The sequence below is a fragment of the Microbispora sp. NPDC046933 genome, from assembly GCF_040644635.1.
GTDB lineage: Bacteria > Actinomycetota > Actinomycetes > Streptosporangiales > Streptosporangiaceae > Microbispora.
In genome coordinates, this window is the sequence record NZ_JBEYWW010000013.1 from 1 (window position 1) to 13,977 (window position 13,977).

Annotated in this window: 10 protein-coding genes; 4 read left to right on the forward strand and 6 right to left on the reverse strand. The window is 73.5% G+C overall.

Going from position 1 to position 13,977, the window contains the following annotated elements:
* Nucleotides 1–116: 116 nt before the first annotated feature.
* Nucleotides 117–608: an AAA family ATPase gene (locus ABZ857_RS18780; protein ID WP_357044502.1), complete on the forward strand. Its 492-nt coding sequence runs from the start codon at nt 117–119 to the stop codon at nt 606–608.
* A gap of 138 nt (nt 609–746) precedes the next feature.
* On the opposite strand, the gene ABZ857_RS18785 is transcribed toward ABZ857_RS18780, so the two are convergent.
* The 6 genes from ABZ857_RS18785 to rplM all read right to left on the reverse strand — a co-directional run bounded on the left by ABZ857_RS18785 (nt 747) and on the right by rplM (nt 7,431).
* Entirely contained in the window at nt 747–1,070 is a 324-nt protein-coding gene (locus ABZ857_RS18785) for a hypothetical protein (protein WP_357044504.1), read from the reverse strand.
* Between the two features lie 79 nt (nt 1,071–1,149).
* Nucleotides 1,150–2,001 (reverse strand): alpha/beta hydrolase, encoded by an 852-nt coding sequence (locus ABZ857_RS18790; RefSeq protein ID WP_357044506.1) that lies wholly within the window; start codon nt 1,999–2,001, stop codon nt 1,150–1,152.
* Nucleotides 2,002–2,176: 175 nt separating this feature from the next.
* The gene (locus ABZ857_RS18795; RefSeq protein WP_357044508.1) at nt 2,177–4,945 is read right to left on the reverse strand and encodes an AAA family ATPase; all 2,769 of its coding nucleotides are present in this window, start codon (nt 4,943–4,945) and stop codon (nt 2,177–2,179) included.
* 105 nt (nt 4,946–5,050) lie between these two features.
* The gene (glmM, locus tag ABZ857_RS18800; protein ID WP_357044510.1) at nt 5,051–6,436 is read right to left on the reverse strand and encodes a phosphoglucosamine mutase; all 1,386 of its coding nucleotides are present in this window, start codon (nt 6,434–6,436) and stop codon (nt 5,051–5,053) included.
* Complete coding sequence (rpsI, locus tag ABZ857_RS18805; protein ID WP_357044512.1) at nt 6,436–6,957, reverse strand: 30S ribosomal protein S9; 522 nt, start codon at nt 6,955–6,957, stop codon at nt 6,436–6,438. Before rpsI ends, glmM begins: the two co-directional genes overlap by 1 nt.
* Nucleotides 6,958–6,987: 30 nt before the next feature.
* Complete coding sequence (rplM, locus tag ABZ857_RS18810; RefSeq protein WP_030508353.1) at nt 6,988–7,431, reverse strand: 50S ribosomal protein L13; 444 nt, start codon at nt 7,429–7,431, stop codon at nt 6,988–6,990.
* Nucleotides 7,432–7,768: 337 nt separating this feature from the next.
* Here rplM and ABZ857_RS18815 point away from each other — a divergent pair, with 337 nt between their 5' ends.
* From ABZ857_RS18815 to ABZ857_RS18825, 3 genes are all read left to right on the forward strand, one after another.
* A complete protein-coding gene (locus ABZ857_RS18815) occupies nt 7,769–8,494 on the forward strand; it encodes a CAP domain-containing protein (RefSeq protein WP_357044515.1) in 726 nt (241 codons plus the stop codon).
* Nucleotides 8,495–8,535: 41 nt separating this feature from the next.
* The gene (locus ABZ857_RS18820; protein WP_357044517.1) at nt 8,536–9,777 is read left to right on the forward strand and encodes a hypothetical protein; all 1,242 of its coding nucleotides are present in this window, start codon (nt 8,536–8,538) and stop codon (nt 9,775–9,777) included.
* Nucleotides 9,778–9,883: 106 nt separating this feature from the next.
* Nucleotides 9,884–13,930: a hypothetical protein gene (locus ABZ857_RS18825; RefSeq protein ID WP_357044519.1), complete on the forward strand. Its 4,047-nt coding sequence runs from the start codon at nt 9,884–9,886 to the stop codon at nt 13,928–13,930.
* Nucleotides 13,931–13,977: the final 47 nt, after the last annotated feature.

The following is a 13,977-nucleotide window of genomic DNA, read 5'->3' on the forward strand; positions in this document are numbered from 1 at the left end:
ACTGAACCACCCCATGCCGCGCGCATTCGGCCTGGTAGCGGGCCGCGGTGTACTCACTGCCCCTATCGGAGTGAAAGATCACACCGTCCACGTCATGATCTGAGCTGAACGACGTCATGCTCGCGCTACGTGAGGGCCATGCCATCACACCCGCTCGGGAGATGAGCGATGGCCTTCTGCGCTTCATGGCCATCGCGACCACTTTGATCACTCGCGGCCGGGATGTGGATCTCGGTGGCTTGCCGGACCACGAACGCCCTGTGACCGTGGTCATCGAAGAACTGGAGAACGGGCTACATCCCTCGCAGGCGGGTAAAGCTCTCGAACTCGTACGTAGGGCAGTCAAGGACGACGGAGCGCAGGTGCTGTTCACCACGCACAGTCCCGCACTGCTATCAGGACTATCCGCCGAGGACCACAGGTCCGTCATCGTTTGTTCACGGGACCCGGAGACGCAGGAGTCGATGCTCACTCCACTACCCGAGCTGGACGGATATCCCCGGCTTATGGCCCAGGGCGACCTGGGGTCCGTCGTGACCGCGGGACTGCTGAGCGAGGAGCGGCACAGCGACTTCTCCGAGTTCGACCGGCTCATGGGGATCAGCTGATCATGGCTCGCCGCGTGGAGTTCGTGGACACATCGATCCTCTGCAATCTTCTCGACGTACCGGGCAAGAACCAGCACCAGCGAGAGATCGCGGAAGAGCTGCGGCTGAAGCGACGCCAGTGCGATCTAATCCTGCCCGTCACCGCGAATCGAGACCGGCAACCACATCGCACAGCTCGGGAACGGGCACGACCGACGGGATCGAGCAGAGAAGCTTCATGCGCTCCTCGACCTGGTCATCAGGGGTCAGGCGCCGTGGGTACTGCACACAGTGGAGTGGGGCGAGCTCTTTCTGCGCGAACTCCTCGGAGGCGGCGGCACGGGAATCGGACTTGCGGACCACGCGATGAGTGGGCTTGGCCTCGGCGACCTGTGCATCCTGACCGAGCGGGAGATGTACAGACGACGCGTGGCCGGGGTCGAAGTCGGGATATGGACGCTGGACGGACAGCTCAAAGCGCACGAGTGACCTGACCCTGCCGCGGGACAACGGCGTACGGACGGCCGCCGCGATCGGGGGCCGTCCGTACGCCGATGAGACGTCAGAACGGGCAGGTGCTGCGAAACTCCTCGACGAGCAGGCCGCTGCTCGGGCCGGGGCAGAGGAACGTGCCGTAGCGGGTGTCGTCGTCGACGAACCGCTTCATCCAGGCCACGGCGTACTTGCCGATGGTGGTGTTGGTCGTGTTCGGCGCGAAGTGGGTGGCGTTGTTCAGCTCCAGGTACGCCTTGTCGAGCGACGAGGGCAGGCTGGTGTAGAAGGGCACCGCGTGCGAGGCGACCGGCGCGACCGTGTCGTTGTCCGCACCGATGATCAGCGTGGGGGTCTGCACGCCCGGCCAGGTCTTGTCGAGGTTCCACGGCGTCAGTGGGACCGCGGCCCGCAGGGAGGGCCGGTCGGCCACGGCCTCCAGCGTGCCGCCGCCGCCCATCGAGTGGCCCATGACGCCGAGCCTGGTCGCGTCCACCCGGCCGCGGACCGAGCTGCGCTGGGTCAGGTAGTCGAGCGCGGCCAGCAGTTGCCGGCCCCGGCTGTCGGGCTGGTCGAGCCTCGTCAGCGTGTCGATGTTGAACACCACGAAGCCGTGCGAGGCGAGCCGGGCGGCCAGCCAGGCGAGGCTCGACTTGTCGGCCGTGTAGCCGGGGGCGACGGCCACGCCGCCGAAGGTCCCCTCGGACGTGGTCGTCGGGTAGTAGATGGTCCCACCGCCGAAGCCGCTCACCGACAGCGACGACACGTCGATCTGCGCGGTCGCGTACGGCCCGCGCGACGCCTCCAGCAGGGCGTCGGTGGGGTCGGGGCCGTGTACGGCGGCGTGGGCGGCGGGAGCGGCGAGGCCGCCGGCCAGTGCGAGCAGCACGACGAGCGCCAGCGTCGTGACCGCGGAGGACATGCGTCGCAGCAGTGGGGTTGGGGGGTGTGTCGGCACGTCGGTGCACTCCCTGGGGGTAGGAGTGGGACCGGCCACGCGGGCCGGTTCCCGCGAAACGGTTTGACCGCCGTCACTGTCGCGCCGTCAACCCCGGACGCGCATCGGTGAAATCACCGGTCCCCGCGACTCACCGGCCTCACGACAGAAGGCGGGTCAGTTCGACCCGGGAGCGCACGCCGAGCCTGGCGAAGATGTTCCTCAGGTGGTGCTCGACCGTCCGCGGGCTGATGAACAGCCGGGCCGCCACCTCGCGGTTCGTCGCGCCCTCCGCCACGAGGCCGGCGATCTGGAACTGCTGCGCCGTGAGCAGCCGGCCGGCCTCGGAGCGGGAGCCCGAGGGCCGCACCGACTCCCCGGCCGCGCGCAACTCCGCGCGAGCGTGCTCGCTCCACCGGCGGGCGCCGTACCGCTCGAACGTCTCCAGGGCGCCGTGCAGATGCTCGCGGGCGGCGCCGGGGCGGCGCGACCGCCGGAGCATGCCGCCGTACAGCAGCCGCGTGCGCGCGGTCTCGAACGCGCACGCGCCCTGACGGTGCAGTTCCAGCGCCTGTGTGAAGCGCTCCCCGGCCTCGGCCGGAGGCGCGAGCAGCGCGTGGCACCGGGCGGCCAGCGCCAGCCGGTCGGGGTCGCGGGTGCTGTCGGCCCAGCGGTCCAGCACGACCAGCGCGTCCCGCGCCTGCGCGAGGTCCCCGGTGCGTACGGCGCTCTCGACGAGCAGCGGCGTCGCCATCACCCGCACGACGAGGGGGTCGCCGGTGCGGGCCACCGCGCGCAGGCGGTTCACGGCGTCGGCGTGGCGGTTCGCCGCGACGTCCAGGTGGGCCAGGGCCAGCGTGCCGAGCGCCTCGGCCACGCTGACGCCGTGGGCGGCGGCGAGCTCGACAGCCCGCGCCGCACGCAGGGCGCAGGTCTCCTCGTCGCCCGCGACGGCGGCGGTGAACGCGAGCCAGGCGAGGTGCTGCGCGCCGCTGGTGGCCCGGCCCGTCTCCTGCGCCAGGCGCAGGCCGTCCATGGCGTTGGCCGCGACCGCGTCGTAACGGCCGCTCCACAGCTGGGCCTGGATCAGGACCTCCAGCATCTGCGGCATGCTGGCGACCGCGCCGTGGGCACGCGCCACCTCGACCGCCCGGGACGCCAGGGTGAGCGCGTCGGCGCCGTTGCCGAGCAGGAGGTTCGCGACGCCGCCCCACACGAGCACCGAGGGGCTGCCGACCGAGGGCGTCACCTGGGCGACGTGGCGCAGCGACGCGGTGGCCTCGCGGTGCCGGCCCCGGAACGTCGCGGCCATGCCCGCGAGATACTCCAGCGCCAGGCGCGTGACGTGGTCGTCGTCGGGCCGTCGCAGCGCCTCGGCCCGCCGCGCGATCGCCAGGAACCGGCGGTTGTCCCCCGCCAGGTAGCTCGCCTCGCCCGCCCGGACCAGCGCGCGTACGGCCTGCTCGCGGTCGGTGTGCAGCAACCGCTCCGCGGCGTCGAGCAGCGTGTCGCAGGCGCTGTCGGTCTTGCCCGCACGCAATTCCAGGCTGCCCCTCACCAGTTCGGCCCGGCCGCGCACCTCGGCCCCGGCCGCGAGCGTGTCGATCCGGGACAGCAGCGACCTCGCGCGCTGTGGCTGTCCCGCCTGCCAGGCGTGCCGGGCGGCGGCGGCCAGCCGTGCGGCCCTGGCCTCGCCCTGCCCGGTGAGCTCGGCCGCCCGTTCGAGGACGCGGAACGGTTCGGGGAAGGCCACCGCCTTCGGCACCGCCGCGAGTGCCCGTACGAGGTCGTCGGCGAGTTGATCGGGGGGCCCGTCGAGGGCGGCGGCGCGGTGCCAGGCCCGCCGCAGCCGCTGGTGCTCCCCATCCAGAAGGCTCGCCAGCAGGCGGTGCGCGGCCCGCCGCCGGGCCAGGGACGACTCGGCGTACGCCACGTGCCGCAGGATCGGGTCGGCGAGGTCGAAGCCGCCGTCCGGCGACTCGACGACGACGCCCGCGGTCTCCGCCGCCTCCAGGGCCGCCAGCCCGCACCGCGACTCGGCCGCGCGCACCAGCGTGACCGCGTCGATGCCGGGATCGGCCGCGATCAGCAGGACGAGGTCGGCGGTGCCGGCGGGCAGGCCGCGGAGCCGGTCGGCGTACGCCCGCCACAGCCGTCCATCGCGCGGCGGCGTCTCGGGCGGTGGCGCCGAGCCCTCGCGGTGCCCGTCGGTCAGCGAACCGGCGAGTTCGGCCAGCGCGAGCGGGTTGCCCCGGGCCGCCCGGACCAGCGCCGCGCGCAGGTCCCCCGGGAGACCTTCGGGGATGAGGTCGTCGAGCACCTGCCGGGACGCCCGCTCGTCGAGCGGGGCGAGCGGAAGCGGCGGCAGGTCGCCGGGGGCCGTCCCGGGCTCCGCGGAGGCCAGCAGCACCGCGACGGGGGCCGTCCGCACCCGGCGGGCCACGAAGCAGATCGCCTCCCGGCTGGGGGCGTCGAGCCACTGGAGGTCGTCGGCGCACACCAGCACCGGGCGCCCGGCGGCCTGCAGGAGCCGCAGCAGCGCGGCCGGCAGCGCCAGGCCGCCCGCGCCGGCGCCGGTCCGCAGCGCCTCGGCGAGCACCCGCGCGCCGGATCCCCGGCCCGGCGCCGGCGCGTCCAGCCGGTCCGCGATCGGGCGGAGCAGGGCGTGCAGCCCGGCGTACGGCAGGTGGGTCTCGCCTCGCACACCCTGGGTGCGGAGCACGAGGAGCCCCTGCTCGTCCGGGGTGCCGGTGGCCGCGTGCGCGGCGGCGAGGTCGAGCAGTGCGGTCTTGCCCATACCCGGTCCGCCGAGGAGGAGCAGGCATCCGCCCGCACCGGCCCCGGCCCGGTCCACGAGCGCGCGCAGCGCGTCCGACTCCTTGTCACGACCCCTTAACGCCCCCGACCGAACACCGGTCAAATAAGACATGCATCAGTGTTACGCGCACATTACGCAATTGAGAAGGGCTTCCAATAAGTAACCCCGCCGGGCACGCACCCGGCGGGGTTATCAGGAGTGGTGACGCGTGGGGCGTCAGACGCAGACCGTGCGGACGACCTCCGCGAGACGGTCCGCCACGGCCTTGGCCTGGTCGTGCGACTCGGCCTCGACCATGACCCGGATCATGGGTTCGGTGCCGCTCGGGCGGATCAGCACGCGGCCCGTCTCCCCGAGCTCGGCCTCCGCCTCGGCCACGGCCGCCCGCAGTTCGGGCGCGGACGCCTTCGACTTCGCCACGTCCCGGACGTTGACGAGCACCTGCGGCAGCTTCGTCATCACCGACGCGAGGTCGGCGAGGGAGCGGCCCTGCCGGGCCACCTCGGCCATCAGGTGGAGCGAGGTGAGCAGGCCGTCCCCGGTGGTGGCGTGGTCCAGCATGATCACATGACCGGACTGCTCGCCGCCGAGGGTGTAGCCGCCGTCCTGCATCGCCTCCAGGACGTACCGGTCGCCGACCGCGGTCTCCACCACCGACAGGCCTGCCTCCCGCAAGGCGAGCTTGAACCCCAGGTTGGACATGACCGTCGCGACGACCGTGTCCTTGACGAGGCGGCCGTCGGCGTGCATCGACAGGGCCAGGATCGCCATGATCTGGTCGCCGTCGACCTCCTCGCCCGTCCCGGTCACCGCGAGGCAGCGGTCGGCGTCGCCGTCGTAGGCGATGCCCAGGTCGGCGCCGCTTTCGACGACGGCCTCCCGCAGGGCGGCCAGGTGGGTCGAGCCCACGCCGTCGTTGATGTTCAACCCGTCCGGGGCGGCGCCGATGGTCTCCACGGCCGCGCCGGCGCGCAGCAGCGCCTCCGGGGCGACCATGTGCGCCGCGCCGTGCGCGCAGTCGACGACGACCCGCAGCCCGTCGAGGCGGTGGGGCAGGGTGGTCAGCAGGTGTGAGACGTACCGGTCGGCCTCGCCGTACGCCTCCCGGACCCGGCCCACGGACGCGCCGACCGGGCGGTCCCACTTCTCCCCGAGCCGTTGCTCGATCTCGTTCTCCACCGCGTCGGGCAGCTTGTAGCCGCCGCGGGTGAAGAACTTGATGCCGTTGTCCGGCGCGGGGTTGTGCGACGCGGAGAGCATGACGCCGAGGTCGGCGCCCAGCGCGTTGGTCAGGTACGCGACCGCCGGGGTGGGCAGCACGCCGAGCCGCAGGACGTCCACGCCAGACGACGCGAGGCCGGCGACCACGGCGGCCTCCAGGAACTCTCCTGAAGCCCGCGGGTCCCGGCCTACGACCGCGATCGGGCGGCCGCGCCGCCCGACACTGGCGTGGAACGCCCCGGCGTCGCCGAGCACGTGCGCGGCGGCCACGGACAGGTCCATGGCCAGTTCCGCGGTGAGGTCGCGCCCGGCGACCCCACGTACCCCGTCGGTGCCGAAGAGGCGCCCCCGCGAGGGGGCGCCTACGGGCTCCCGCGACATTAACGCTTGCTGTACTGCGGAGCCTTGCGGGCCTTCTTGAGGCCGTACTTCTTCCGCTCCGTGGCGCGGGCGTCACGGGTGAGGAAGCCGGCCTTCTTCAGCGGCGGGCGGTTGACCTCGGCGTCCAGAGCGGCGAGCGCGCGGGACAGGCCCATGCGCAGCGCGCCGGCCTGGCCGGTCACGCCACCGCCGTCGATGCGGGCGATGACGTCGAACGCGTCCTCGGCGCCGAGCACGACGAACGGCTCGTTGACCAGCTGCTGGTGCACCTTGTTCGGGAAGTAGCTGTCCAGCGAGCGGCCGTTGATCGTCCACTTGCCGGTGCCCGGCACGATGCGGACACGGGCGATGGCCTCCTTGCGGCGGCCGGTGCCGTACGAGTTGCCCGTGGTGACGGGCTTGCGCACGACGCCCTCGCCGGCGGGGGCCGACTCGGTGGTGTACTCGGAGGGGAACTCCTCCGCGGAGTAGTCTTCCGGCTCGCCCTCGACGAGCGTCTCGATACCGGTGGGCTCGGCCACGGTTCTCCTCTTAACTTTCCTGGCTCGCGATTACTGGGCGATCTGGGTGATCTGGAAGGGCACCGGCTGCTGGGCCTGGTGCGGGTGCTCGCCGCCGGCGTACACCTTGAGCTTCTTGGCCATCTTGCGGCCCAGGGCGTTCTTGGGAAGCATGCCGCGGACGGCCTTCTCCACGGCCCGGTCCGGGCGCTTCTCCATGAGCTCGCCGTAGCTGACGGCGCGCAGACCGCCGGGGTAGCCCGAGTGGCGGTACGCCTTCTTCTGCTCGAGCTTGTTGCCGCTCAGGGCGATCTTGTCGGCGTTGATGACGATGACGAAGTCACCCGTGTCGACATGCGGAGCGAAGATCGGCTTGTGCTTCCCGCGGAGCAGGGTCGCCACCTGGCTGGCCAGCCGGCCGAGTACGACGTCGGTCGCGTCGATGACGTACCACTGACGTTCGACGTCGTTGGGCTTCGGTGAGAACGTGCGCACGGCAGTGCCTTCTGTCGGAATGTGAACTCTCGGTAGGTTGCGCAGGCACGGCGACAACCTCCGTCTCCACATATACGGGAGAAGACGCCGGACGCGCCGTGCACCGGTCTGCAGGCAGACCGATCCACACACAACGAACTAGCAGACTACCGACCCGATGCCGCCTGGTCAAAACGGCGAGAGGGACGGGCCATTGGAACGACTCATTTGAACGTTCATCAAATCCATACCCAATGGCCTCTTCTTCCCCATGACGCAGATCCCTATATTTGACTGCGGTATGTCGCAGACCCCTCACAAAAATCACACCTTCCGTGGCCCCTTAAGGGGGACTCAGATGGGTCTGCTGGCGTGCGCCGTGGCCATCCTGCTCACCGGCGTCGTGATCGGCAGGATGAGCGCCAGGTCGAGCGAGGTCGACGACGTCTATCTGCGCAAGTCGGAGCCGTCCCCGTCGCCCGGCGCGAGCACGGCGGGCGCGGTGCCGCGCGACCGGCCCACCCTCGACCACGTGCTGCGCACCGTGGCTCCGGTCGTCCCCCGGCAGGTGCCGCAGCGCCGGCCCCAGAAGGAAAGGCCGCCCTCCACATTGATCGACGGCTCCGGCGGCGGCTCCCAGTACTCCGTCATCACTCCGGGGACGGACGGTGGCGGCGACGCGTACGAAGCCGAGTCGATGCGGTCCGCCTCGATGGAGGCCGAGGTCGTGCGCCTGGTCAACGCCGAGCGCCGCAGGCACGGCTGCCGGCCCCTGCGCGTGGACCCCCGCCTGGTGGAGTCCGCCCGCGCGCACTCGGACGAGATGGCGTCGAGCAAGCTGTTCCGGCACAGCTCCCCAGGGGGCGCCTCTCCCTGGGACCGCATGGGCGCGGCGGGCTACTCCGACGGCGGGGCCGAGACGATCGCCAGGGGCTACCAGACCGCCGAGGCGGTCGTACGCGGCTGGATGGCCGGGCGGAGCGACCGCGCCACGCTGCTCGACTGCCGCCTGGTCGCGACCGGGGTCGGTGTGAGCACGGGCGAGGGCGGCCCGTGGTGGACCGAGGACTTCGGGTATTCCTGACCCTTCCTCGTCTGTCCAATTAGCCGACTAATCTCAGCGGCATGGGTTATCCCGGCGACCAGCAACCACCTCCGCCGCATCATCCCCCGGATCCCCGCAGGCGGGACCTGCCGCCGTACTCGGGCGGGGACGACTCGCCCCTCGCCGGCCATCGCGACGCGCCCCCCTATGGCGGCGGCCAGCCGCCGTACCAGCGCGAGCAGCCGCCGTACGCCGGAGAGCGATCGCCCTATGAACGCGAGCAGCCGCCATTCGAACGCGAGCAGTCGCCCTACCAGCGTGAACCGTCGCCGTACGCCCGCGAGCGATCGCCCTATGAACGCGAGCAGGCGCCCTACCCGCCCTACCAGCAGCAGCACCAGCCCGAGCAGCCGCCGTACGGCGGACGTGGGCCGTACGAGCAGGAGAGCCCGCACCGGATGGAGGAGCTCGCGTCCGGCCCCGGCCCGTACGCGTCCCCGTCCGCCGGCCAGCCGGTCGGCGGCGACTGGGACGCGCGGCGGCAGCCGGCGGCGCCGCGGGTGCCTCCGCCACCGGAGCCCGTGTGGGATCCGGACGCGAAGGGCCCGCTGTGGCGTCGCCCCTGGGCCCTCGGCCTCGCCCTGCTGGCCATGATCGGGGTGCTGTTCACCGGTCTGTGGTACGCCGCGCGCAACGAGAAGCCGCCGGTCGCCGCTCCGTCGCCCACCGCCCGTTCCTCGCCGCTCGTCCCCGAGGGCCCTCTCGGGAAGTTCGGCTACGCGGCCTCGCGGGCGACCGACAAAAGACCGCTGTCACTGCGGGAGCTGTTCGCCAAGGGCAAATTCGTCAAGAACAAGCGGTCGTACGTCCGCACCGTGTCGCGCAAGGAGAAGAAGTGCGCGGACGGCGTCACCGGCGACAAAATCACAAAGGCGCTCAAGGCGGGCGGATGCACGCAGCTTCTGCGGGCGAGCTTCGCGGACGCCAAGGGCACGGTCATCGGCACCGTGGGCGTCGCCAACCTGAGGACCTCCGCCGCGGCGAAGAAGGTCGCCTCCGCCGGAGGCGGCGGCGAGCGCAAGGACTACCTGAAGCCGCTGCCGGGCAAGGACGAGGCCACCAAGCACCTCGGCACCGGCGAGGCGTACGCGGGCGGCTGGACCCACGGCCACTACGCGATCCTGCTGTGGTTCCAGTTCAAGGACGGCCACAAACCAGCCAAGAACGAGCTGAAACGGCTGTACCAGACCGCGGTGGACGTCACCGACGCGACTGTTTTCCCTGCCCTCGACGCCCGCGCGCTGAACGGTGGCCCCAGCTGAGGCCAGGCGTTCCCTGAGGTGGGAGCCGGTGGGCGAGCCGGGGCGGCACGGACCGAAACGCCCATAGGGGCACGCCGATCGCGTCCGCGCCGTTACGCTTCCGGCTATGCGTGGCAAGGATTCCGGTTCCGAGCACGAACACGAAACGGCGTGGGCCCGCCACGAGGCGGACGCCGAGGGCTCGGCGACACCTCCGACGCCACCTCCGAGCTTCGGCCAGACCCCGCCGCCCGGGTTCGGGCAGCCCCCGGCGGACGACGGCACGGCCTGGGCCCCGGACGCCGCCGGCGCGGCTCCGGCCATGCCGCCTGCCGTTCCCTACCCCACCAGGTACGGCCTGCCCGGCGGCCTCAGCGCACCGGAACCGCCCGCCGACGACCCGGAGAGCACGAACCGCTTCAGGGCCGTTCCGGCGTACGGCCCTCCGCCGGCCACCCCGGGCGTACCGGGAGACGCCGGTGTGCCCAGGAACACCGGCGTATCGGGGGACGCCGGGTCCCTTCCCGCGCCGCGGCGCCCCGGCGACGAGGCGTTCGACCGGCCCGTGCCCGGCGAGCCGCACCCCGGAGCCGGCCACGGAGCCGGCCACAGTGCCGGCCCCGGAGCCAGCCACAGTGCCGTGCCGCCGCAGCCCGCGTACGGCGCGGGACCGCCCTCCTGGCAGCAGCCGGAGGGCCAGGGAGTCCACTCGTGGCAGGCCCCGGGCGGCCACGGCGACCAGCGATATCCCGGGTACGGCCCGCCCGCATGGCAGCCCCCGGCTCCGGCCGCGCCGCCGTGGCAGCCTCCGGTGGAGCACGCCGCCGATCCCCGGCCGCCCGCACCGGGCCCGGGCGCCCCGGCGTGGCAGCCGGAGGGCCAGGGTGCTCCGTCCTGGCAACCCGAGGGCCAGGGCGTTCACTCGTGGCAGCCCCCAGCCGACCCGAGCGCCCCGTCCTGGCAACCCGAGGGCCAGGGCGTCCACTCCTGGCAGCCCCCAGCCGACCCGAACGCCCCGTCCTGGCAACCCGGACAGCCGCCCTGGCAACCCGCCCAGAGCGCGGGCGGCCCCGCGTACCCGCAGGCTCCCTCGCCTCCGGGCCCGCAGCAGCCCGCACACGGCCCCGGCGCGCCCGGAGCGGGCACCGGGCCTCAGCCGCCCGCGTACGGCCCCGGGGCGCAGTCCTGGCAGTCGCCGGCGGAGGGAGCGAACCCGGCGGCCTGGCAGCCGTCCGCGGAGAGGGCCGACCCTGCGGCCGGCACGGGAGCGCAGGCGTGGCCTCCGCCCGGCCCTGGAACGCCCGCCTGGGAACCGCCCCCGGGCCCTGCCCCGCAGTCGTGGCAGCAGGAGCCGCCCCCTCCGGGCGCCAGGGCCCCGCACGTGTGGCCCGCCCCTGCCGACGAGCCCGGCGCGCATTCCGGGGTACAGCCAGGCGCACAGCCCGGGACACAGCCCGGCGGCGTCACCTCCTGGCCCTACTACTCCGGCAACGAGTCGCAGTGGCCGCAGGGCCCCGCGCATGCCGGGACGGGTGACACCGGCCCCACCGGCCCCGCCTCGGGGCCGCCCCCGGGAGCCGCCGAACCGGCCGCTCCCGGCGCCTTCGGCGCCTCCCCCTCGCCGTACGACACAGGACGGCAGGGGGAGGCCGGTGCCCGGGAGCCGTACGACGAGGGCTCTCACGGCCGGTCGTGGCACGACCCGGCGGGGCCCGCCGCCTGGTCGCAGCCCGGCGTCCCCGCGGCACCGGGCCCCTACGCGCCGGATCAGCGGAACACCGGTGGCCCGTGGGCCACTCAGCCCAGTGGGACGGCGCCCGGCGTGCCGTCGTTCCCCGAGTGGGGGCCCGCCCCCGCCGGGGGGCAGCCGTCCGGCGGGGAGGCGTGGCCCCAGGCGCAGACGTCCCAGCAGGGGTATCCACCCGCGAACCCGCCGCAGTACGGGCCCCAGCATGGGTCTCAGCATGGGTCTCAGTATGTGGCTCAGCACGCGCCGCAGGACGGGCCCCAGCATGAGCCGCAGCATGAGCCGCAGTACGGGCCGGCCCCGGAATCTCTGGCGCAGCCCGCACCGCCTTCGCCCGGTTCGGCGAACCCACCCGGGCAGGAGCAGGCCTCCGGCACCCCCGACCCCGGGGCGCACCATGGCGCGCCGCCCCAGCCCGGTCCGGGAGTCCCGGCCGCGCAGCCGCAGGCGTACCCGCAGGGGAGCACGTCCGCGGAGTCGATCCGCCCCGGAGAGCCCGGCGACGTGCCCGTGTGGCCACCGCGGCTGCCGGGCGAGCCGTACCCCCAGGGGGAAGTGCCGGCCGGCACCTCCTGGCCCCCCACGAACGCCTACCGGAACGAGCCCGGCACGGCGCAGGCGCCCGAGGACCCTCCCGGCGATCGGGCGGGCACGAGCGAGCCGGGCGACGCGCTCGCTCCCCCCGGCACACCCGACCACGCCGACATGCCCGGCCACGTCGGCGCGCCGGACCACACCAGGACACCCGCGGACACGCCCCATCACGCCGGTGCGCCCGCGGACGAGCGCCCGCCGACCGGTGACGCGTACCCGCCCGCCGGCGGCTCGCCCGCCGACGAGCAACCGCTCCCGGGCGGCGTGAACGCGGACGCCCCCGCCGGGCACCCGTCCCCCACCGCCGCGGGCGACGGCCCATATCCGTACGAGCGGACGACCGGGCAGGCTCATGCCGCTGCCACGGAATGGGCCACCGGAGAGGCCGCGGGGGCGGGTGCGCCCGCGCCGGGCGGTTCCACGCCGGACGCTCCCCCGGGGAGCGTCCCGCCACCGGACGCGCCGGCGTCGTATCCTTCCGCGCCGGGTCACGCCGGGCCGCCCGAGGGTTTCGGGACCGAGATCGCCCATGCGGTGACCCCGGTCGAGGGGTTCCCTGTGCCCGGCACACCGTACGAACCCGGTCAGGCTCTCGAATCGCAGCTCGCGTCCCTTGACAGGACGACGCAGCCGCTGCCCCCGCCGCAGGCCGGGGAGCCGTTCCAGGCACCCGCGCAGACATCGAGCGCGCCAGGTCAGGCGCAGGACAGCGCACCGTCCGGGACACCGCTGGGGAGACAGGACGAGGCACGGGATCACACCGCGTCCCAGTCACCGTCCCAGTCGCCGTCCGAGACGTCCCCCTCGGATGTCCCGCCATCCGCCGCGCCCCCGGGTGCGGCGTCATCCGACATGCCGCCCACGGGCCCGTCCGCGAGCGATGGCGCCACCGGGCCGGACTCCCCCGACCCCAATTCAGGACAGATGGCGACAACCTCTCCCACGACCGGTTCGTCCTCGCAGCCGACCGGCGAGACCCCGTTCGCGTTCACTCCCGTGACACCGGCCAAGGCGGGCAAGCCGGCGCCTCCACCCGGATTCGGGCCGAGTCCCTCCGCCCCCGGGGGCCTCGCCCCGGGGGGCAACCTCCCGGCGACGCCGGGCCCCGCCGGCCCTCCCCCCTCCGGCGGGAAGGTCAAGCGGATCCTGATGGCCGCCGGAGCGGTGGTCGTCGTGGGGGCGATCGGCACCGCGGCCTACTTCGCCTACTCCGGCGAGCCGGACGGCGAACAGGCCGCTCGTCCGCCGGCGGCCACCACCGCGCCCCCCTCCAACGAGCCGCAGCCGAGTTCCACGGTCGCCTCCGCCATCCTCGACTCGGAGCAGACCGACCCCAAGACCCTCAAGCCGGGAGAGGCGTTCCCGGACGAGAAGGTGACGCTGGCGGGGCGGACCTACCGCCGGGTCAAGGTCGACGTGACCGACGACTGCGCGAAGGCGGCGGCGGGCGCGTTCGCTCAGGCCCTCACCGAGCAGCAGTGCCGCAGGGTGCTCAGGGCCACGTATGTGGACGGCAAGCGCCGGTACGCGGTGACCACGGGCATCGCCGTGCTCCCCGGCAAGACCGAGGCCCTCGCCGCGGACCAGGCCAAGGATCTCGGCGCGAACGTCTGGTTCCGCGGCCTGGACGGCGACCAGGCGAGCGGAGCGGACAAGGTGTCGATCTCCGGTGGCTACGCCGCGGGCATGGTGTGGGGACGCTACATCGTCTTCAGCTACGCCACGTACGCCGACGGGCACACACCGGACGCAACCGACAAAAACCTCTCGCCGATCAGCGGCGTCTTCCGCGACAACATGGCCAAGGTGATCGAGAAGCGCGCCGCGCGCTGACGTTCCCGGCGCGTGGCCGGTGTCAGGGGCGTGGCCGGTGTCAGGGG

Excerpts from the sequence above, each read along its gene's own strand:
- ABZ857_RS18795 (WP_357044508.1), bottom strand. The coding sequence starts at position 4,945 with ATGTCTTATTTGACCGGTGTTCGGTCGGGGGCGTTAAGGGGTCGTGAC.
- ABZ857_RS18825 (WP_357044519.1), top strand. The coding sequence starts at position 9,884 with ATGCGTGGCAAGGATTCCGGTTCCGAGCACGAACACGAAACGGCGTGG.
- ABZ857_RS18820 (WP_357044517.1), top strand. The coding sequence starts at position 8,536 with ATGGGTTATCCCGGCGACCAGCAACCACCTCCGCCGCATCATCCCCCG.
- ABZ857_RS18790 (WP_357044506.1), bottom strand. The coding sequence starts at position 2,001 with ATGTCCTCCGCGGTCACGACGCTGGCGCTCGTCGTGCTGCTCGCACTG.
- ABZ857_RS18780 (WP_357044502.1), top strand. The coding sequence starts at position 117 with ATGCTCGCGCTACGTGAGGGCCATGCCATCACACCCGCTCGGGAGATG.
- ABZ857_RS18815 (WP_357044515.1), top strand. The coding sequence starts at position 7,769 with ATGGGTCTGCTGGCGTGCGCCGTGGCCATCCTGCTCACCGGCGTCGTG.
- glmM (WP_357044510.1), bottom strand. The coding sequence starts at position 6,436 with ATGTCGCGGGAGCCCGTAGGCGCCCCCTCGCGGGGGCGCCTCTTCGGC.